The 19,381-nt window shown below is 46.5% G+C and carries 21 protein-coding genes; 8 read left to right on the plus strand and 13 right to left on the minus strand.

The features are described 5' to 3' along the window. Positions 1-2 precede the first annotated feature (2 nt). From speD to JFQ59_RS08605, 3 genes are all read right to left on the minus strand, one after another. Positions 3-341, minus strand: coding sequence for an adenosylmethionine decarboxylase (gene speD, locus JFQ59_RS08595; RefSeq protein ID WP_202320019.1), 339 nt, complete (start codon positions 339-341; stop codon positions 3-5). Positions 342-667: 326 nt separating this feature from the next. Further along, positions 668-2,089 (minus strand): proline--tRNA ligase, encoded by a 1,422-nt coding sequence (gene proS / locus JFQ59_RS08600; protein ID WP_202320020.1) that lies wholly within the window; start codon positions 2,087-2,089, stop codon positions 668-670. 50 nt (positions 2,090-2,139) lie between these two features. Beyond that, on the minus strand, positions 2,140-2,760 hold the full coding sequence (locus JFQ59_RS08605; RefSeq protein WP_202320021.1) for an SCP2 sterol-binding domain-containing protein: 621 nt from the start codon (positions 2,758-2,760) through the stop codon (positions 2,140-2,142). 84 nt (positions 2,761-2,844) lie between these two features. On the opposite strand from JFQ59_RS08605, the gene JFQ59_RS08610 reads away from it, so the two are divergent. From JFQ59_RS08610 to JFQ59_RS08620, 3 genes are read left to right on the plus strand one after another with little or no spacing between them, the layout of a single operon-like run. Further along, positions 2,845-4,251, plus strand: coding sequence for a B12-binding domain-containing radical SAM protein (locus JFQ59_RS08610; RefSeq protein ID WP_330999869.1), 1,407 nt, complete (start codon positions 2,845-2,847; stop codon positions 4,249-4,251). Between the two features lie 3 nt (positions 4,252-4,254). Next, positions 4,255-5,001, plus strand: coding sequence for an ATP-binding protein (locus JFQ59_RS08615; RefSeq protein ID WP_202320022.1), 747 nt, complete (start codon positions 4,255-4,257; stop codon positions 4,999-5,001). After that, on the plus strand, positions 4,998-5,642 hold the full coding sequence (locus JFQ59_RS08620) for a DUF166 domain-containing protein (RefSeq protein WP_202320023.1): 645 nt from the start codon (positions 4,998-5,000) through the stop codon (positions 5,640-5,642). Before JFQ59_RS08615 ends, JFQ59_RS08620 begins: the two co-directional genes overlap by 4 nt. A 29-nt stretch (positions 5,643-5,671) precedes the next feature. Here JFQ59_RS08620 and JFQ59_RS08625 read toward each other — a convergent pair whose 3' ends face one another. Both JFQ59_RS08625 and JFQ59_RS08630 read right to left on the minus strand, forming a co-directional pair. Continuing rightward, on the minus strand, positions 5,672-8,257 hold the full coding sequence (locus JFQ59_RS08625) for a valine--tRNA ligase (protein WP_202320024.1): 2,586 nt from the start codon (positions 8,255-8,257) through the stop codon (positions 5,672-5,674). A 61-nt stretch (positions 8,258-8,318) separates the two neighbouring features. Further along, a complete protein-coding gene (locus JFQ59_RS08630; RefSeq protein WP_202320025.1) occupies positions 8,319-9,068 on the minus strand; it encodes a fumarylacetoacetate hydrolase family protein in 750 nt (249 codons plus the stop codon). A gap of 148 nt (positions 9,069-9,216) precedes the next feature. Here JFQ59_RS08630 and JFQ59_RS08635 point away from each other — a divergent pair, with 148 nt between their 5' ends. Then, a complete protein-coding gene (locus tag JFQ59_RS08635) occupies positions 9,217-10,248 on the plus strand; it encodes an SPOUT family RNA methylase (protein ID WP_202320026.1) in 1,032 nt (343 codons plus the stop codon). Positions 10,249-10,354: 106 nt separating this feature from the next. Further along, complete coding sequence (locus tag JFQ59_RS08640; protein WP_202320027.1) at positions 10,355-10,801, plus strand: phosphopantetheine adenylyltransferase; 447 nt, start codon at positions 10,355-10,357, stop codon at positions 10,799-10,801. 16 nt (positions 10,802-10,817) lie between these two features. On the opposite strand, the gene JFQ59_RS08645 is transcribed toward JFQ59_RS08640, so the two are convergent. The 5 genes from JFQ59_RS08645 to pstS are packed head-to-tail and all read right to left on the minus strand — an operon-like array spanning position 10,818 to position 14,952. Next, the gene (locus JFQ59_RS08645) at positions 10,818-11,408 is read right to left on the minus strand and encodes a PhoU domain-containing protein (RefSeq protein WP_202320028.1); all 591 of its coding nucleotides are present in this window, start codon (positions 11,406-11,408) and stop codon (positions 10,818-10,820) included. After that, positions 11,405-12,151, minus strand: a complete 747-nt coding sequence (locus tag JFQ59_RS08650; protein ID WP_202320029.1) for a phosphate ABC transporter ATP-binding protein — start codon at positions 12,149-12,151, stop codon at positions 11,405-11,407. The genes JFQ59_RS08645 and JFQ59_RS08650 overlap by 4 nt, the downstream gene beginning before the upstream one ends. Next, positions 12,148-12,984 carry a phosphate ABC transporter permease PstA gene (pstA, locus tag JFQ59_RS08655; protein WP_202320030.1) on the minus strand — a complete coding sequence of 279 codons (837 nt, stop codon included), beginning with the start codon at positions 12,982-12,984 and terminating at the stop codon, positions 12,148-12,150. The genes JFQ59_RS08650 and pstA overlap by 4 nt, the downstream gene beginning before the upstream one ends. Beyond that, on the minus strand, positions 12,977-13,885 hold the full coding sequence (gene pstC / locus JFQ59_RS08660; protein WP_202320031.1) for a phosphate ABC transporter permease subunit PstC: 909 nt from the start codon (positions 13,883-13,885) through the stop codon (positions 12,977-12,979). Before pstC ends, pstA begins: the two co-directional genes overlap by 8 nt. Further along, a complete protein-coding gene (pstS, locus tag JFQ59_RS08665; protein ID WP_202320032.1) occupies positions 13,885-14,952 on the minus strand; it encodes a phosphate ABC transporter substrate-binding protein PstS in 1,068 nt (355 codons plus the stop codon). The genes pstC and pstS overlap by 1 nt, the downstream gene beginning before the upstream one ends. Before the next feature lie 127 nt (positions 14,953-15,079). Between pstS and JFQ59_RS08670 the strand changes: the two genes are divergently transcribed. The 3 genes from JFQ59_RS08670 to thiD all read left to right on the plus strand — a co-directional run bounded on the left by JFQ59_RS08670 (position 15,080) and on the right by thiD (position 17,768). After that, entirely contained in the window at positions 15,080-16,039 is a 960-nt protein-coding gene (locus tag JFQ59_RS08670; RefSeq protein WP_202320033.1) for a PhoU domain-containing protein, read from the plus strand. A gap of 93 nt (positions 16,040-16,132) precedes the next feature. Beyond that, positions 16,133-17,026 carry a formylmethanofuran--tetrahydromethanopterin N-formyltransferase gene (gene fhcD / locus JFQ59_RS08675; protein WP_202320034.1) on the plus strand — a complete coding sequence of 298 codons (894 nt, stop codon included), beginning with the start codon at positions 16,133-16,135 and terminating at the stop codon, positions 17,024-17,026. A gap of 10 nt (positions 17,027-17,036) precedes the next feature. Beyond that, positions 17,037-17,768, plus strand: coding sequence for a bifunctional hydroxymethylpyrimidine kinase/phosphomethylpyrimidine kinase (gene thiD, locus JFQ59_RS08680; RefSeq protein ID WP_202320035.1), 732 nt, complete (start codon positions 17,037-17,039; stop codon positions 17,766-17,768). On the opposite strand, the gene JFQ59_RS08685 is transcribed toward thiD, so the two are convergent. The 3 genes from JFQ59_RS08685 to JFQ59_RS08695 all read right to left on the minus strand — a co-directional run bounded on the left by JFQ59_RS08685 (position 17,765) and on the right by JFQ59_RS08695 (position 19,320). Then, positions 17,765-18,529, minus strand: a complete 765-nt coding sequence (locus tag JFQ59_RS08685; protein WP_202320036.1) for an ATP/GTP-binding protein — start codon at positions 18,527-18,529, stop codon at positions 17,765-17,767. The genes thiD and JFQ59_RS08685 overlap by 4 nt on opposite strands. A 7-nt stretch (positions 18,530-18,536) precedes the next feature. Then, positions 18,537-18,773 (minus strand): hypothetical protein, encoded by a 237-nt coding sequence (locus JFQ59_RS08690; protein WP_202320037.1) that lies wholly within the window; start codon positions 18,771-18,773, stop codon positions 18,537-18,539. Between the two features lie 67 nt (positions 18,774-18,840). After that, positions 18,841-19,320, minus strand: a complete 480-nt coding sequence (locus JFQ59_RS08695) for an HIT family protein (RefSeq protein WP_202320038.1) — start codon at positions 19,318-19,320, stop codon at positions 18,841-18,843. Between the last annotated feature and the right edge of the window lie 61 nt (positions 19,321-19,381).

Consider the following 19,381-nt stretch of genomic DNA (forward strand, 5'->3'; position numbering starts at 1 on the left):
TATCAACCCCTGTCGAGAACGTAATGGCGATATGATTCCGGTTTGAACCTCTCTAGGAACAGTTTAAAAGCTTTCTCTACCTTGCTCGTGTCGCCACACGTGAAGATATCAAGATTCACAAGCCCGTATTCGGGCCATGTGTGAAGAGAAACGTGACTTTCGGCAATCAAGACGATCCCCGTAACGCCGTGGGGATTGAACTGTTTGTAAATGCTGCCCACTTTGGTCAGTTCAGCCTGCTCCACCACCTCCTCGACAATGGAGCGTACTACCTCCTCCTTTGCGATAAGCTCCTCCTTCACCCCATATAGTTCTGCGATAATATGCCGACCGACTATCATCGCCATCACCCTCCATTTTTATCACCTCCTGACCGGAATATCCTAATTTAGAGCGTTTTCCTCAGTATATGCCAGATTCTGTCAGACCCACTCTAAATATAACGAACTTACACGAATCTGGCTGAAAAGAATTACTGGTGGATTGACTTTTAAATTTTTCGATGATTTTAAAGAGTTTTCAAAGGTGAAAAATCGATCTGAAAAGGTATGATTAAGCTGTTTTTAAAAATTTCAGATAGATTTTAATCAGTTTCACTCTAAAGAGTTGTTTTATCTTCTTTTAAGTCCACTCGGGAGAAAAATATGTATTTTTTTTCAAGATAATATTAGTAGGTCTTGGCAAGGGCAGCCAGTCTACCTCTGCCACCACAAATGATGCAGTTCCCCTCGGCATCCTCTTCGATCCACTCCGGCAACTCCTCGAACCAGCCAAGAAGACTTCCACCAGCTTCCTCTACAGTATGGCCGCATTCAGCATTGTTGCACAGGTGAAAAACAGCAACTCCAGTGCCCACCCACATCCTGACCTCCTCAGCAGATCTGGCAAATTTTATCTTTTCGCTCATGTTCTGCGCAGCTCTTTCAAAAAGTCTTTGCTTAAGTTTCTCTGCCCACATCCTGACGGTTTCCTCATTTATCTCCGAAATGGGGATCTCAAATTTTTTCTTCTCGTCCCTAAACGATACAACTGCAGTACCCTTTTCTGCATCTCTCGGCCCTATTTCAATCCTTACGGGCACTCCCCTCAATTCCCACTTGTAGTATTTTGCTCCCGGCCTTTCTTCGCCGTCGTCCAGTACAACTCTGAAGGAACTTAGGCTCTCCTGTACTTTTTTACATGCCTCCATAACAGCCTCTTCCCTGCCCTTGTACAGTATCGGTATTATTACGATTTGTACGGGTGCCACTTCGAAGGGCAGAATCAGTCCGAGGTCATCCCCATGAACGCTTATCAACGCTGCAATGCATCTCTCGGATATACCGTAGCACGTCTGATGGGCGTAGTGGTGTTCTCCGTTTGGAGCCTCGTACTTTATATCAAATGTTCTGGCGAAGTTATCCGCCAGATGATGAACGGTTCCAATTTGAAGGGTTTTGCCGTCTGGCATTATCGTGTCAAAGGCAATGGTGTATGCGGCACCCGGAAATTTGTCCCATTCCGGGCGGCGTATGATCATGTGTGGTATTGCGAGAAACTCGTAAAACTCCTTGTAAAACCCTATGGCCTTTTTTACATGTTCTGCAGCATCATCAAAGTCTTTGTGGACTGTATGCGCCTCCTTGAAAGATGTAATTTCTCTGAGCCTTATAAGAGGTCGTGTGTGCTTGGTTTCGTATCTGAAGGTGTTTACTATCTGGTAGATTTTCAGGGGCAGATCAGCGTGGTTTCTCACCCAGAGCCTGAACATTGGATACATTGCTGTTTCGCTTGTGGGTCTCAGAGCAAGCTTCACGTCCAGCGGCGTTAGACCACCGTGGGTAATCCAGTACACCTCATCTTCAAACCCTTTGATATGCTCGCCCTCTTTACCAAGCTCCGTTTCGGGAATCAGAGCGGGAAAGTAAACCTCATCATGTTCTCTGTCCATGATCTCTCTGAGCTTTGAGTAGACAAGCTGTCTTATTTTAAAACCGAACGGAAACCACACATAAAGTCCCTTCACCGGGTATCTGACATCCATGATCTCTGCAGTCTGAATGACCTCGTGGTACCATTCTGAGAAGTTCTCCTTTGAGGGAAGGCTCATCAGAATTGGGAAGGGGATGCAATATTTTTGTTTTTCGATATCCAAAAAATTTATGAGGTATCTATCTCAACCGAGTTCTGGAGTTCGTTGTACTTCCTGACGGTGGCGATATTCCTCATCATGTACGCCAGGTCGCCCTGCAGTTTAAGCTTGCCCTGCATGATCATCATGGTCGGATCGAGTTTCTTGAAGACCATCTCCTTGAAGGCCGCATAACTCCCGCTGAGCTTGAACCGCGCATCGTCCTTCTCCCCCGGAGCCACCGGCTCGGCCGCTCTCATTTCACCGTGCCAGAAGTCCAGCCAGATGTAAACAGACGCACCCTTCACGTCATCGGCAGTCAGATCTGCAACTTTGGCAGCCAGATTCTCATAGTCAAGGGACTCGGGGTCCACATCATCGTCCAGCGAGAGACCGAGCTTTGACAGGAGATCTTCAAGTGGAGAACCCTTGTACTTTGTCCTCCTGTCTTTTGGCAGGGTGTAGATCATCGAGAGAAAACCTTTCAGAACCTTTGGTTTCTGGAAGTCCTTCAGGGCCTCTTCGTCCATCTCTATAACAATAAGATAGTCCCCCTCCCAGTTTGCAGCAACCTTCTTGTATTCCTCATCGCTGTTCACGGCCTTCTTAACTTCATCCAACCACTCTTTGGACGGAAAAACAACTGCCATGTTAAATGATTCACAGAAAACGTATTTTAAATTTTTGCAATTTCGTGTCAGGGTAGTTTAAATAACCCCTCACTTACACTCTATGTGGAATTCAACCCCTTTGTCAAGAAGTACCGAAAGGGAATGAGGAGAGTGGCCTTAGTCTATCCGAACAGGTACGTGGGTGGTATAGCCAACACCGGGTTGCAGTACATCTACGCTAAAATTAACGAGCTCGATGCCGTCTGTGAACGCTTCTATTCTGACGTCTTTGACGGTCTAAGAAGTGTTGAAACAGCAACCCCCCTGTCCGAGTTCGATGTTGCCCTCTTCAGCCTTCAGTACGAGACAGACTACTTCAAAGCCGTGGAGATCTCAAGGAATTTCAGGGGTCTGAAGATTGCGGGCGGTCCATGCGTTATGGAGAACCCGAAACCCCTGTTGAGGTACTTTGACGCCTTCTTTATCGGGGAGGTTGAGGGACACGTTGAGGAAATCCTAAACGCGAAAGATGTGGAGGATCTACAGGGTCTGCCGGGCATTTACACCGGAAGGGAAGAAAGTGTTAGGAGGGTTTATGCAAAGCTGGGAAAGCACATGCAGAGGGAGATAATAGGTTACGGGGCGTATGGACGATGCTTTCTGCTCGAAATAGGTAGAGGCTGCATCAGGAGATGTAGATTTTGCATAGTGAGGCAGATCTACTTCCCACCCAGATGGAGGAAGAGGGAAATGCTTCCGGAGGTTGGTGAGGATAAGGTGGCGATAATCGCCCCCTCCCCATCCGACCATCCGGAGTTCAGGGAAATACTCCAGCAGTACGTTGATGAGGGAAAGGAAGTTTCACCATCGAGCATAAGGGCCGACACACTCGACGAGGAGCTCGTCGATCTTCTCAAGCTTGCCGGAGTTAAAACCCTTACAATCGCCCCCGAGGCAGCATCGCCAGAGTTGCAGGAGATTCTGAACAAGGGTATAGATGCTGAGGATGTGTATCATGCTGCGGAGCTTGCGAGGGGTAGATTCGACAAGATAAAATTATACTATATGATAGGATTACCGGGGGAAAATTTCTCGGACGTGGAAGCTATAGTCGAGCAGGCAGTGAAGGTGAAGGGGTACGTGAGGAAGGTTGAGGTGTCCGTCAACCCCCTCGTTCCGAAACCCCACACGCCAATGCAGTGGCTGCCCTTTGGTGGGAAAGAAAACGTAAAGGAAGGTATAAACGAGCTGCGGAAAAAACTGAGTTTAATTGCCGAGAGGTGCAGAAAAGCCGGAATTGAGACAGACGTTTCAGGGGTGAGGGAGTTTATCCTCCAGACCATACTTTCCAGAGGGGATGAGGATGTGGTAGAGGTTATGGAAGGGGCCGGTTACAGAAGGTTTGGAAAGTATCTCGAAGCCATTGACGTGAGCTCTGAGCTCCCGTGGGACTTCATAGACCATGGATACAGGAAGAGTTCGCTTTTGAGAGAGTATGAAAAAATCTTTAATCACTCGACCCAAGATTGAACGATGAAGATAGCGATCTCGGGTAAGGGTGGTGTCGGAAAGACCACACTTGCGGCAATGCTTGCCCATCTTTTCGCCCGGGATGGGTACAGGGTAACTGCGATAGACTGTGATGCTGACATCAATCTTCCATCGGCACTGGGCATCATCGAAAAGCCAAAACCACTCTCAGAGTTACATGAAATCATTGAAAAAAGGGTTGTAGGTCCAATGGGGATGTACAAGTTGAATCCAAAGGTTGACGACGTCTTTGAGGAGCATTCAGTTTACAACGAAGATGGGGTACGTGTTCTGGTACTTGGAACGATTGAAAAAGGTGGAGAGGGGTGTTTCTGTCCGGAAAATGCCTTTCTAAGGGCGATTCTCAGACATGCCATATTCAAGCAGAAGGATGTTCTGATTCTGGATATGGAGGCAGGAATAGAGCATCTGGGTAGAGGAACGGCCAGGGGTGTTGATGTGCTTGTTGCAGTTATTGAGCCCGGAACCAGGGCCGTTGAGACACTTGAGAGAATTGAGAGGTTGGGGAAGGATATTGGAATTGAGAAAATAGCCGTGGTTGTGAACAAGTTCATCGAATCGGAAAAGGCCAGAGAGCTTGTGTCCAGGATAAGATATCCAATTCTGGGGTTCATCCCTTACAGTGAGTGTTTTGTAAAGGCGGATCTGGAAAATTTACCGCCGTATAAGGTCTGCGATACAGCGCCATTTGAGGAAATCAAAAGGAAGATTGAGGCGATGGTAGAATGAAACTCGGTGTGGTGGTGAGAAAAGGGCAGAGAAAGGACGATATTAAAATGTTTTCGAGATTTTTCGACCTGGCTGTTTACGAAATTCCTGCGGATCTTCCGGAGCTAATTGAAGAGCCCGAGAAAGTCATAAAGCTTCCGGATTATTTTGATGTGAACATGATCGTATCGTATGCTGCTCATCCTGATGTGAATCTTGAACTCATAAGGCAAGCTGCGGAAAGGGGGATTGGACTGATAGTCTTTTCTGGTGGAGCGAGGGGGGGAGCCTACAGGCAGCTTAAGGAGGAGGGAGAGAGAAGAGGAGTGAGAGTTGTTTGGGAGGAGATATGCTGTGCAACGCCAAAAATTGACGATCAAAAGTATGCTGAATTCTTTGAGCATTTTGGCAGCCCTGAAATGGAGATTGTGGCGGAGAATGGGATAATTAAGGACGTGAAGGTTAAGAGATCGGCCTTTTGCGGGGCCACATACTTTGTAGCCGAGAAAATAAAGGGACTGAGCGTAGAGGAGGCGCCCACGAAGGCCGGTTACTTCACCCAGATCTTTCCGTGTCTGGCCCCCAGGGGTTTGGAAGGTGGCATTCACAAGGCTGCGAGGGCACACAAAAGGGCTGTGGAGAGAGCCATTGAGGGAAAATGAACACTGAAAAATTTAGATAGATTTATTTTCTAGAGTTCGATAAAAACAACACTGTTCTTCGTCTCCAGCATCTCCACTTCTCTCCCCTCAATGCTCCTCTCAACCTCTATATCAAACCATTCGGCTTTTATTTCTACATTTTCACCATCCAGAGATACTATGATCTTTCCTTCCCTTATGAATCTTTCCTTTTCCCCGTCAGTCAGCCCTTCAACAGCCTCTACAACTTTTCTTGCTTTGCCCCTGAACATTGGACCTAAAATGGCAAACTTGGGCTTAAGCTTCCTGACCCTGTCCCTGACCTCCGGCATCTCGCTCACGACCTCAACTGTGGAGTTCGTGGCCCCTTCAATGTCCCTCGTGTCGATGCCTTCATAGTTTGTAAACAAAACAAGCCTCTTCAATGGAGCGTTGAGGGCTATCCCCCTGTCATGCTTGTACTTTCTCACTGCTGAAACGATCTCCTTTATCTCCTCTCCGATTTTCTCTGCCTCCTCGTCGATCAGCGTTTCGTCAACAACGGGGTAGCTCTGGAGGTGCACACTTCCCTCCCTGAACCTGCTCCAGCACTCCTCTGCCAGGAACGGTGTGATTGGAGCAAGCAACCTCGTCAGCACGTCTAGAGCGTAGTAAAGCACGAACTTCGCAGCCCTCTTTTCCTCTTCGTTACCAGAATACAGTCTGTTTTTCACGATTTCGAGATAATTGTCGGCATATTCGTACCATGTGAACGTCCTGATTGCCTTAATGGCTTCATCGAATCTGTAGCTGTCCATATATCCTCTTACCTCTCCCACCAGTTTGTTGAGTTTGGAGAGTATCCACCTGTCTGCATCTCTCAGAAGTTCTCTGTCTTTGTCACTGGGTCTGTAGTCTGCAATATGCATCAGGGTGAACCTCGTTATGCTCCAGAACTTCTGCTGAAATCTGCTTGCGGCTACAACATCCTTCCAGGTGAATATGATGTCATCCCCGATCACACCACTGGCAGCCCACTGTCTCAGCGCATCCACCCCGTACTTTTCAACAACCTCTTCAGGCGCTATGACATTTCCCAGACTTTTACTCATCTTTCTGCCATCCTCACCGAAAACCATGCCATTGATGACGATCTCGTACCATGGTATCTGATTTTCCAGAGCAATGGACCTCAGAATGGTGTAAAATGCCCAGGTTCTTATTATGTCGTGTCCCTGAGGACGGAGGTGAGTCGGATACTCCCTGAGATCGGGCCAGCCGCATATCATGAGAGATGAAATGCTGGAGTCCATCCACGTGTCAAGAACGTCAGTCTCCCCCCTGAAATCGGTTGATCCGCACCTGGGGCATGGTTCTGGTGGCTGAACAGCCGTGGGGTCCACTGGCAGCCACTCCTCTTTTGCAACGATCGTTTCACCGCAGTTGTTGCAGTACCACACGGGAATGGGGGTGGCGAATATCCTCTGCCTGCTTATCACCCAGTCCCACTCCATCGACTCGACCCAGCTTTCCAGCCTTGAGAGCATGTGTTCGGGAACCCATCTGACCTTTCTCGCCGCCTCCAGAATCTTCTCCTTTTCAACCTTCACAAACCACTGTTCTGCAGGAATTATCTCCACAGGTGTTTTACATCTCCAGCAGACTCCGACACTGTGGTTTATTTCAACCTGTTTTAGCAATCTTCCCTCTTTCTTCAGATCCTCAAGAATAGCTTCTCTTGCCTCAGATATGGTCATTCCGGCATATTTTCCAGCTTTTTCATTCATTTTTCCGTCCTTACCAACAATGTTTCTCAGTTCAAGTTTGTGTTTCTTCCACCACTTCACGTCCTGTCTGTCTCCAAACGTGCAGATCATCACAACTCCCGTTCCGAACTCTGGGTCCACCTCTTCGTCCGTGATTACCTCTGCAAGGTAATCTGTTGTTGGCACCCTTACTTTCTTACCGACTATCTTTTTGTTTCTCTCATCATCCGGGTGAACAGCGATAGCCACACATGCCGGGATCAGTTCGGGCCTCGTTGTGGCGATAATGACGTCTTCGTCAAATTTTATATAGTTCAGTTTTGTTTTACCCTTCGTGTACTCGATCTCGGCCAGGGCAATCGTCGTCTCGCATCTCGGACAGAAAACAACGGGATGATGACCTCTGTAGATCAGTCCTTTGTTGTACATTCTCACGAACGAAAGCTGGGTTTTTGAGTAGTATTCTGGATACATGGTGATGTACTCCTTGCTCCAGTCTATGCTGAAACCCATTCTTCTCGCCGTCTCCCTCATCTTCTCTATGTTCTTTTCCGTGAACTCCACACACAGCCTTTTGAATTCATCCCTGGGTATGTCTCCCTTCTTGATTCCGTGGAGCTCTTCAACCTTTACCTCGGTTGGCAGTCCGTGGCAGTCCCAGCCCTGCGGGAACATAACCTCATAACCATTCATTCTCCTGTATCTTGCTATGAAGTCTATAATGCACCAGTTTAATGCATGACCCAGATGGAAAGAACCTGTCGGATATGGGGGAGGAGTGTCTATAATATAATGTGGTTTTTTGGAGTTCCAGTCAAATCGGTACATCTCGTCCTTCCAGAGACTCAGCCATTTTTTCTCAACTTCCTGAGCGTTGTAGCCCTTCTCCATTTACCTCCGCACCTCCTGGTCAGGTTTTGAACTTGTGAAATATAATTTTTGCTCACAGGTTTCAGCACTCACAGCGGATTTGCCTGTCGATTTTTAGCACGAAATTCCTGAGAACTCCGATTTTTTCGATTTCCACTTCGACAACGTCTCCGCTTTTCAGCATCCCAACTCCAGCCGGGGTACCGGTGGCTATGACGTCCCCCGCTCTGAGCGTCATTATCGAGGATATGTATTCCACGAGCTGAAAAACATCGAATATGAGGTTTGATGTGTTCGATTTCTGCACGACATTTCCGTTAACCCTCGTCTGAATTCCCAGCTTTTTCGGGTTTACCTCGGCAATGTAGGGGCCGAGCGGGGCAAAAGTATCGAAACCCTTCGCTCTTGTCCACTGACCATCCTTTGCCTGCAGGTCTCTTGCAGTAACGTCATTAAAGCAGGTGTACCCCAGGATATAGTCCTCTGCCTCGCTTTCAGAGACGTTTTTGCAGTCCTCGGCGATAACGACTGCAAGTTCTCCCTCGTAGTCCACTCTCTGGGACTGGTTGGGCAGGATTATGCAGTCTTCGTGACCGATAACGGAAGAGGGAGGCTTCATGAATAAAATTGGCTCTTCCGGAACGGGCATATTCAGCTCCTCTGCATGATCAATGTAATTAAGCCCCACAGCGACTATTTTGGTTGGCTCTACCGGAGGCAGGAACTTTACAGATGAGAGCGGTATTTCGTAGGAGTCGAAAAAGATAAATCCATCCGAAATATCAAATCTGCCTTCGTAAATTCTACCGTTTGCAACGAACCTGCCGATCATCTTAACATCTCCTCTGAGCTTTCTCAAATGTTCCTGCAATTCTCATTATTGTTCCGGCATTAACAGTGGTGTCGACGCCAGGACCATTTCGATGTTTCATAGTCTAAGATTCCCATAACGCTAAAAATCTTTACCCCGAGTACAGGGTATGCTACTCATAAAAACCCAGAGAGGGATGGAATACGTTGCAGCATCCTACATTAGAGAAGCTCTTGGAGATGTGAAGATGGAGATAAGGCCCTCAGGCTTCCTCGGTCTGATCATTCTTTACAGCGACTTGGCAGAAAAAATTGATGGAATTCCTGAGATTGAAACAATCATACCGATTAAGGTGGAATGCAGTGCTGAACTCGATGAAATACTTTCAAAGGCAGAGATCATTGCTGAAGAGCTCAAAGGGGCAAGGACATTTGCCATCAGAACAAAGAGAAGGGGAACACATAACTTCACGAGTCTCGATGTAAATCTGGACCTGGGAGACAGGATCAGAGAGCTTACAGGCTGTGAGGTGGACTTAAATTTTCCGGATAAGGCTGTGTACGTTGAGATCATTGGAAAAAGGGCTTTTATTGGAGTAATCAACGGAGAGGAAGAACGTAAAAAGTACACACCTGAAAAATTTGATTCAAGAAAGCTTTTCGGTAAAATAAGTTTCATCCAGATGCCATACCTTGAAGATACAAAGGCCGCACTTGAGATTGGAGAGAGAATAGGTAGAGCTGCACAGGCTTTTGAAATTAAAGAGCTTATTTTGGCCCCCTATGATTATGTAAACGCATTTGAGCTTGAGTATTTTATAAAGGGGGTGAGAAGGGGGCAGATTGCAAGATATAAGGTTCAGGAGAAGGCCTATGCAAGAGAGGTAAGGAAGGTGCCGGTATTTGTGAGGGATCTCTATCAGGTGGCAAGGGACAAGAGAAGAAGGAGGAATATCCTCATAGTTACCGATCCAACAGGTAGGCAGCTTTCGGAGGTAAAAGAGGAGATTGTAAGAAAAATGAAGTTTGCGGATGAGATTGTTGTTTTTGCTGGAAGCAGAAAAGGCATACCGAAAGGTATCTTTCGACTTGCAGACTTTGTTGTTGATTTAACTCCCTACATAACCTTTGCCACCGAGCAGACAATACCCGTCACACTTTCCGCCCTGCTGACTGTGGTTGAAGAGGAGGAAGGCTCTTGACACTCTGGAGAGCGGGTGAGGATTTATGCCATTCATCATAATGGCTGTCATCACTTCTCAGATTGGAGGGAAAGAGCTTTATATTTCTTGAATATCTGCTACTGCTGTGAAGGTTGCTCTTGGGGGAACTTTCGAGCCTCTGCATGAGGGACACAAAAAACTGATAGATGTGGCAGTAAAGCTTGGGGGGAAGGAGATAACAATTGGAATAACAAGTGACAGGATGGCAAGAGCGAGAATGAGGAGTGTTTTGCCCTTCTCAATCAGAGCCGAAAATGTGAGGAGATATGTGAAGAAAAAATACGGTTTTGAGCCTGAAATTGTGAAAATTACCAATCCGTACGGAAAAACTCTTGAGGTCGACTTTGAGTATCTTGTGGTATCTCCTGAAACCTACGAAACGGCGTTGAAAATAAACGAAAAAAGGGCGGAGATGGGAAAGAGGAAAATCACAATTGTGAGGGTCGACTGGGTGATGGCTGAGGATGGCAGACCGATCTCATCCACAAGGATTAAGAGGGGAGAGATCGACAGATATGGCGGAGTTATCTGAATTTGCGTTTTTTAAACTACACGATCCACACTCTCCTTCCCTCCTCCACAAATATCTGCCTCGCAGCAATTTTGGCAAGCAGATCGCCGATTCTCTCAACGTGTCTCGCAGTTAAAGCTGCATTGACATCGCAGTGGTGTTCGATTTCCTCCATTGCCTCAACGTATATCGCATCTATTATGTTGTCTAGCTCAATCATCCTGTCTCTTAAACCGCTGGTATCGTCGTACCCTCTCCTGACCGTATTAAACATCTCTTTCAGGTGTTTTTCAGCCTCAAAAATGATGGTTGGAAGTTTACACTCGTACAGCGATACCTCCTGAGCGAGATCAGCGATCCTCTCGTAGGATGACGAGATCCTCATCATACTGATTGCAAATCTCAGATCTCTCGCAACTGGCTGAAATAGAGCTATGAAAGTCGTACAGGCGTAGTTTATATCGGTATCAAGAACGTCTGTCTGCTGTTCAATTTTGGATATCTCCCTTACGACTCTCTTGTTGCCGTTCATAGCTTCAAAAGCAAGTTTCACACTCCTTTCAGCAAGCTCGTGCATAACGAGAATATCATTTTTTATGGCCGTTTCCTTCTCTATCAACCTCTTCATCCTATCCTCCCCGTAAGGTATCTTTCCGTAAGTTCTTTCTCTGGTTTTTCGAAAACTTTCTCGGTTTTTCCAACCTCTATCAGCTCACCCATATACAGAAAGGCGACGTAATCACTTATTCTCGCAGCCTGAGAGGGAGAGTGAGTTACGATTACGACGGTGTACTCTTTTTTGAGTTCGTATATCAAATCCTCGATTTTTTCAGTGGCTATTGGGTCGAGGTTTGCTGTCGGCTCATCCATCAAAAGCACTTCCGGTTTTAAAGCCAGAGCCCTCGCAATGCACAGCCTTTGCTGCTGTCCACCACTCAGGTTCGTTGGAAAATCGTAGAGTCTGTCTTTTACCTCATCCCAGAGTGCCGCCTTCTCCAGTGCCCACACAACCCTCTCCTTCAGCTTCGATCTGGGTATTCCGTTCAGTCTGAGTCCGACAGCTACATTCTCGTAAATGTTTAGATGCGGGAACGGATTTACCTGCTGAAAAACCATGCCCACACGCCTTCGGACATCTATCGGGTTCATTGAAAAAACACTCTTCCCGTAAAGCTTTATATCTCCCTCGATCCTTACGCTGTCCTGCAACTCGAGAAGCCTATTTATAGCTCTAAGAAGCGTTGACTTTCCGCATCCGCTCGGACCCATTATAGCAAAAACAACATTTTCCGGAATGCGGAAATTTACGGATTTTATCACATGGTTTCTACCGTAATAAATATTAAGATTGCGGATCTCTATGGCGCTCACATCCTCACCTCCCTTATTCTCAGCCTGATAGGAATGAATATTGTCAGAAAGATCAGCATCAAAACGAATGCTGCCCCCCATGCGATCTGGTGATAATTCTCGTAGGGCTGCTGTACAAGATTGTAGATGAGTAGAGGTATCGCTCCAATTGGTCTGTCAAGTCCGGTGAAATACGTTCTGCTTGCTCCTCCGGCGGTAAAGAGTAGTGGTGCAGTCTCTCCAGCAACCTTGGCCATGCCGATAAGAACACCAGTCAGCACACCTTTTCTCGCCATTTTGATCAGAATTCTGAAAACGACTTTGAATCTGGTGAGTCCCAGAGCGAAAGCAGCTTCCCTATAAGCGAAAGGTAATCCTCTCATCGCCTCCTCAGTCGAAATCGCTACATAGGGCATCATAACGATCGCAAGCGCAAAGGCTCCTGCAATTACGGAGTAACTTCCGAGCGGTATTACCACAACCTGCATAACGAACAGTCCTACGAGTATGGTTGGAAATTCAAGCATTATCTGAAGTAGAACCTTGGTGGCCCTTCCGATCAGACTGTCGGGATATTCTGCTGCATAAACGCCGACCATAATTGCAATGGGTAGCCCTATTAAGGATGACAGAAAAACAAGCAAAAACGTGCCGAGTATAGCTGGTCCAATCCCTCCGAGACCATCCGATGGAGATGCAAGAGTCCCCGTCAGAAATCCAATCCCACCCTCAAGCAAAACCGGCAATCCGTGGAGAGTTACGCTTAGCAGGATGTGGAACAGAGGGAATACCGTAAGAACTGAGAGAACGGCCACCGTCACGAGGAATATCTTTTCCTTCAGAAGCCTATTCATATCTGCCCCTCCTTAGAATGTAAATTCCCAGAATGTTTACGGCCAGACCAACAAAGAATAGGGAGAGACCGGCAGCGAACAGTGCCGAGACCATATAGCGGTATATGAAAGCATTTCCAAATTGATTTGCGATAAGGGAGGAGATAGTGTAGCCGGGTGCAAAAATGCTCGGATGGATGTTAAAGGTGTTTCCAACGACGAGACTCACAGCCACAGTCTCTCCTATTGCCCTTCCAAAACCCAAGGTAATTCCTGCAACTATTGCGGGTTTAATGTAGGACAGCAGAATTTTCGTGGCCTCATACTTTGTCGCTCCCACTGCAAAAGCAGCCTCCCTGTACTTGAATGGTATCATCCGATATGCTTCTCTGATTATTGAGGATGAGAATGGCGTGACCATAATTCCGAGCAACACACCGGCGGAAAGGAAGCTGTAACCTGAAACAGGCTCGAAGGAGAAAAGGGGTATGAACGAAAGATGCTCGTAGAGAGGATACATTACGTAATCCTTCAAGAAGGGAACGAGTACAAAAGCGCCCCAGATGCCGTAAATTATCGTGGGCAATCCGGCCATGATATCTGTTGCGATTATGAACCACTCTTTCAGCTTTTTTGGAGCGTAATCTATTACAAATACAGCAAAGGAGATGGATAACGGTAGAGAAATTAGAATGGCAATTATGGATGTGTAGATACTGCCATACAGAGCTGCAAGAACTCCGTAAAATTCCTTGTCGGGTTCTTCCGCTGCAATCCATTTATTTGTTGTGTATATTGCCACCCCCTCCTTCTGGAATATCTGGATGGAGTTCGTAAAGTAAACGAGTAGCATTAACAGGAAAATTCCGAAGATCAGAGCTGAAAAAGAAAGTAGGGAAATTTTAAATCTGTCCACTTTCATTACTCGCCCCCACTCAAGTTCATCTCTTTTATAAGTTTGGCAGCCAGCTCTGTCGGAAGTCCAACATACCCCTGAACGATGTTCTCATCTTTCTGTCCCTCCGTTAGGATCCATCTGACGAAATTTTTGACAGCCCTATCCTTCGCTTCATCGGCATAGTGTGACCATATGATCATGTGGCTGAAAGCAACGATCGGATAAGCGTTCTCTCCGTCGACGTTGAGGAATGACTTAATGTCCTCCCTGTATCCCTCTGCCGGTGCTGGAACGTAGATTTTAGTTGCTGCAGCCTTTATCGTTTCGGGTGTTGCCTTAACGAACTTTCCGGCTTTATTTTTTATTGCTACCGTCTTCAGATTTTCTTTGTAAACGTATGCAAGCTCTGTATAGCATATTGAGTATGGACTGCTTTTCAATGCCGCCACAACTCCCTGATTTCCTTTCCCTCCTACACCTCTGCCGAGTTCATCCACAGGCCAGCTTACGCTCTTTCCGGCTCCGACTTTCTCCTTCCACTCTTCGCTTACAAGGCTCAGGTATGTTGTGAAAATCTGTGTGGTACCACTGCTGTCACTTCTGTGAATAACCACTATTTTTTCATGCGGCAGTTTGACATTCGGGTTCAGTTCTTTTATCCTCGCATCGTCCCAGTATTCTATTTTGCCCATGAAAATATCTGCAAGCGTTTTTCCATCGAGTTTCAGCTCATCAATCCCCGGAATGTTGTAGGCTACAACAACAGCTCCGATTATTATCGGAAATTGCAGTGGCTGACCACTTTTTTCAAGTTCTTTCCACAGACTCTCTTTCAGGGGAGGATCGCTGCATGCAAAATCAACAAGTCTCTGTTTGAAGTCGTTCTGTCCACCTCCGCTGCCCTTACCGATGTACTCTATTTTAACATCCGGATTGTTGGAGGTGTAGGAATCTATCCACTTCTCAACCTGCGGTTGCGGGAAAGTTGCGCCACTTCCACTGATTACAGTTTCCATCTTTTGGTTATGCTCAGCACTGCATCCAAGCAGGAGAGTGGCTGCTACTATGCACAGCACCAGTATCCTTTTCATGATCTCTATTTTGGCCGGTTGAATATAGATTTTGTCTAATTAGAATATAGTTTATGTATACAATCATTGATGTATATATTCTAATTACAGAACAAACGATATATACACCTTTGCAGAGACACGGGATGTGAGGGTCGAGACAAGGAAGATTTACAGAAGTGGTAAAAGCAGCTACATAATCACGCTGCCAAAGGAATGGGTCGAAGGATTGGGTGTGAAGGAGGGTGAAGTACTATTTCTCGAAATAAAGGATGACTCCATTTGCATCAGGCCAAAAGATGGAGAAAGACGCTTGAGAGCCATGATTGATGATGAGACATCCAGTTTCGATCACCTTGTGAGACTTATAATTTCCTACTACCTCGGCGGTTATGATTCCATATTCGTAAAAGTTCACAGCGATGAGCAGAGGAGGGCTGTGGCCTATGCGATGGACTTACTGATTGGTGCGGAGATTATGGAAGATACGGGCAGCGATGTCATCGTAGAGGTTTTTCTCGACCTGAACAGATTCGAAATCTATTCAATTATTGAAAGACTCTTCAACATAGTTCTCAGCATGCTGAAGGACTTTGAAATGGTTTTGGAAAACAGAAGCGGGGAGATATGCAGTTCGATAATGGTAAGGGAGAACGAGGTTGACAAACTGCATTTCCTGGCTTTAAGGCTGTTAAACCATCTGGGAGGAAGGGGAAGGATCTCTACCATGGATGCCACCAACTACAGAAGTGTTGTGAGAACCATAGAGAGGATATCCGACCACATAAGTCACATGAGCGAAGCAATGCTGAACATCGAAACGAACCATCCTGAAATTTCCCCGGAGGTAAAGATTGCACGGGACATCCTCAGAAGGGCTATGGTTGCGTTTTTTAAAAAAGATAGACATCTGGCCGAGGAAGTTCTGGAGAGTGCAGGAGATTTCACAAACAAAATTTTGAAATTTTATGAAAATATACTCAATCTGGACGTGGTTGCCATAATGAACATAAAGACCGTGCTGGATAGTCTCATAAGAGTGGCAAGCTACTCCGCTGATATCGCCGAGATTGCCATTAACATGAGCGTTTACGAAAGGCATCCGTGATTATCTGACCCGGGGTCATAAATGGCTGTTGGTGAAGAATAAAAATAAAAAGATTTAAATCACACCTACAACGATTCTCTTTCAGGTGATAGCATGAAGGTGAATGGTGTAGAAGTTGAGGAAACTTTTGCTGAGGCGTTTGACATAAAAATTGCGAGGGTTTTGATTACGGGCTACGACTATTACTGGGCGTGGGTAGCTGCAAACGAGGCAACCGGTTTTGGAACTTCGGTTATTATGTGTCCTGCCGAGGCCGGAATTGAGCTTAAGGTTAAGCCGTCAGAAACACCCGATGGCAGGCCGGGATACTATGTTCAGATATGCCACATGAGCAAGAAGGGACTGGAAGAGCAGCTTCTGGCGAGGATTGGACAGTGTGTGCTCACAGCTCCAACCGCAGCGGTCTTCAACGGTCTGCCGGATGCTGAGGAGAAGTTTGATACGGGATTCAAGCTCAAGTTCTTTGCTGACGGATACGAGAGGGAAGTTGACGTGGGTGGAAGGAAATGCTGGGCCGTTCCGATGATGGAGGGTGATTTCATAATTGAGAACGACATCGGATACACCAACGGAATTGCAGGTGGAAACTTCTTCATCATGGCCGAAACCCAGCCTTCTGCTCTTGCAGCAGCAAAGGCTGCTGTTGATGCAATCAGCGATGTAGAGGGTGTAATCACTCCGTTCCCCGGCGGTATTGTCGCTTCTGGCTCAAAAGTTGGCGCCAACAAGTACAAGTTCTTAAGAGCATCGACAAACGAGAAGTTTGCTCCGAGCATCAGAGATAAGGTGGAGGGAACACAGATTCCGGAGGGTGTGAAGGCTGTATATGAAATTGTTATAAACGGCCTTAACGTGGAGGCAATCAGAGAGGCCACCAAAGTTGGAATCCTCGCTGCTACAAAGATTCCTGGTGTCGTCAAAATCACTGCCGGAAACTACGGTGGAAAGCTTGGCAAGCACATAATAAACCTGAACGAACTCTTCTAACTTTATTTTTATGCCCAGAACGATTCTCACAATTTCTGGTCTCGATCCCTGCGGTGGTGCAGGGATTCATGCAGATATAAAGACTGCGAGGGCAATTGGCCTCCATTCGGCATCCGTGATTACCGCTCTTACTGTCCAGAATACCTGTGCGGCAAAGTCCGTTTATCCTGTGGACTCAGGGGTGATAAGGGAGCAGATAAGAGACGTTCTGGATGATATTGGAATTGATTGTATCAAAATTGGCCTAGTTCCATCGCTGGATGTTGCGGAGGCAATATCTAATGAAATTGAGAAGCTGGAGGTCCCAAAGGTTCTCGATCCCGTCGTCTTTGCAGGTGCTGGTGGAAAGCTGGGTGAAAGGGATGCTTATGTACATTTGCTGAGGTATGTGGATCTCGTAACTCCCAATCTATCCGAGGCAAGGATTATTACCAGTGCCAGAAGTCCAGAGGAGCTGGCTTTGACCATTTTCAGGAATTATGGATGTAACGTTGTCATAACCGGTGGGGAGATGAACGGGAAGGATATTATTTGTGAGAATGGAAGGATATATACTGTTACGGCCGAATTCTCGCCGGTAAACATCCACGGCACCGGGTGTGTTTACAGCACCTCCCTGGCGTGTTATCTTGGAATGGGTTATGGCATCGAGGATGCGGTAAGGAAAGCGAGAGTTTTTGTTCTGGAGAGTGTGAAAAAGGCTTTGAGGCCGGGAAAGTGTTTTCCAGTAGTAAACCCTTAGAAAAGAATCCTCTCGAGGTCATCGCCTCCGTAAAATATTTCCTGTATGGCGTCGTATATGTCCTCGATTCCGTAGCCGGTTACTGCAGAAACTGGAATCAGGGGACGGAAAAATCCGGCTTCCCTCAGCATTAAAAATAGCTCGAGATTCAGAGTTTTCCTTTCGAGATTCAGACTGTCGTAGAGGCTTTCGGGATCCTGACTCCACTCCACCACTCTTTCGAGTTCACCCTCTGTAAGAATATCGGCCTTTGAAAGGGCCAGTACTTGCGGGATTTCAAGTCTGAAAATTGCTGAAGATGCCATGAAAAGAATTGAAAGGAATCCTGATGGTGTTTTTGAAACAACGGGGTCGAAAAGGTACACCATAACACTCCTTTCGGGGTTGAGGGCATTGATGAGGATCCTGCTGCTCTCCCTCAGGGTGAAAAGCTCAAGCTGTCCTGGAGTATCGATTATAACATACTCGGAAGAGGAAAGCTCTATCTCCTCCTTTATGTCATCCACAAGCGTTGAAACGAGATCCGCCCCTATGATCTGTGCCCCATTGGGCCCTACGTTGTACCTGTTCATTATGTCCTCCAGTGTAAACCATTCTCTGACGTCGAGATCAGCCGAATACGGCACGAAATCCGCCCCGGGATCCAGATTTACAACATAGTGGTCGAGTTTTTTCAAATCAAACCACTCTGCCAGCGCTTTAGTCAGATAGGTTTTTCCAGAACCTGCTGTTCCGGTTACGTATATGAACACCTGATCCATGACTGCATTACGTGTTTGGACTCAAAACTTCTACCCTGAACTTCGTCCTTAACCCTTGCATGTACCTTTTGGCGTCAACAATAAAAGGGCAGTAGTTGGGGCATCCAGTCCCCTTCACTCCCTGGATTTTACACGATGTGGTGTTCGAACACTCGAGAACCTCAATCTTGGTATCGTTGATGTAGACAACCGCAGAGTGTCTTCTGTTCCTAATCTCGAGAATGGCATTTTTTGAGGACATCATTGATTAATCGTTTCGTTCTTATTTAAAAAATTTCTGGTTTTTCTTCGTATTTACGTAAAAATTTTTACTATTTATAGTAATTTGGTCTTAGCTTCTCGTATGTTTCCTCAAGTGCTTCGGGAATTATCTGCACATCTGCAAGCACGGGCATGAAGGAGGTATCTCCGTTCCATCTCGGAACTACATGGATGTGAAGATGCTCGGCTATTCCCGCTCCTGCAACTTTCCCGATATTGACACCTATGTTGAATCCGTCCGGATTCATGGCCTTTTTTATCGCCCCAATGGAAAGATTAACGAGCTTCATAGCCTCAATAAGCTCTTCGTCGAGCATGTCTTCGGTTGAGGAAATATGGCGGTAGGGACATATCATTACATGCCCTGGATTGTACGGATTTCTGTTCATAATTACGTAGCATGTTTTTCCTCTGTACAGTATCAGATTCTCCTCGTCTCTGTCCTCTTCTGGGGCTTTGCAGAACACACACTCTCTGGGCTTGGGTGCGAGAATGTATCTGATTCTCCATGGGGCAAAGATTCTCTCCATGCATCCCTGTACTCGGAGCAGGTATAAGTTTTTTTGTTTGTGCTTAACTATTTATACCCCA

It is taken from the genome of Archaeoglobus neptunius (assembly GCF_016757965.1).
In the GTDB taxonomy this organism is placed as follows: Archaea; Halobacteriota; Archaeoglobi; order Archaeoglobales; family Archaeoglobaceae; genus Archaeoglobus; species Archaeoglobus neptunius.

Coding starts and splice junctions, on each gene's coding strand:
- JFQ59_RS08690 (WP_202320037.1), bottom strand. CDS start 18,773: ATGATGTCCTCAAAAAATGCCATTCTCGAGATTAGGAACAGAAGACAC.
- pstS (WP_202320032.1), bottom strand. CDS start 14,952: ATGAAAAGGATACTGGTGCTGTGCATAGTAGCAGCCACTCTCCTGCTT.
- proS (WP_202320020.1), bottom strand. CDS start 2,089: ATGAGCCTTCCCTCAAAGGAGAACTTCTCAGAATGGTACCACGAGGTC.
- JFQ59_RS08685 (WP_202320036.1), bottom strand. CDS start 18,529: ATGGATCAGGTGTTCATATACGTAACCGGAACAGCAGGTTCTGGAAAA.
- fhcD (WP_202320034.1), top strand. CDS start 16,133: ATGAAGGTGAATGGTGTAGAAGTTGAGGAAACTTTTGCTGAGGCGTTT.
- speD (WP_202320019.1), bottom strand. CDS start 341: ATGATAGTCGGTCGGCATATTATCGCAGAACTATATGGGGTGAAGGAG.
- JFQ59_RS08605 (WP_202320021.1), bottom strand. CDS start 2,760: ATGGCAGTTGTTTTTCCGTCCAAAGAGTGGTTGGATGAAGTTAAGAAG.
- thiD (WP_202320035.1), top strand. CDS start 17,037: ATGCCCAGAACGATTCTCACAATTTCTGGTCTCGATCCCTGCGGTGGT.
- JFQ59_RS08635 (WP_202320026.1), top strand. CDS start 9,217: ATGCTACTCATAAAAACCCAGAGAGGGATGGAATACGTTGCAGCATCC.
- pstA (WP_202320030.1), bottom strand. CDS start 12,984: ATGAATAGGCTTCTGAAGGAAAAGATATTCCTCGTGACGGTGGCCGTT.
- JFQ59_RS08630 (WP_202320025.1), bottom strand. CDS start 9,068: ATGATCGGCAGGTTCGTTGCAAACGGTAGAATTTACGAAGGCAGATTT.
- JFQ59_RS08615 (WP_202320022.1), top strand. CDS start 4,255: ATGAAGATAGCGATCTCGGGTAAGGGTGGTGTCGGAAAGACCACACTT.
- JFQ59_RS08625 (WP_202320024.1), bottom strand. CDS start 8,257: ATGGAGAAGGGCTACAACGCTCAGGAAGTTGAGAAAAAATGGCTGAGT.
- JFQ59_RS08645 (WP_202320028.1), bottom strand. CDS start 11,408: ATGAAGAGGTTGATAGAGAAGGAAACGGCCATAAAAAATGATATTCTC.
- JFQ59_RS08620 (WP_202320023.1), top strand. CDS start 4,998: ATGAAACTCGGTGTGGTGGTGAGAAAAGGGCAGAGAAAGGACGATATT.
- pstC (WP_202320031.1), bottom strand. CDS start 13,885: ATGAAAGTGGACAGATTTAAAATTTCCCTACTTTCTTTTTCAGCTCTG.
- JFQ59_RS08695 (WP_202320038.1), bottom strand. CDS start 19,320: ATGGAGAGAATCTTTGCCCCATGGAGAATCAGATACATTCTCGCACCC.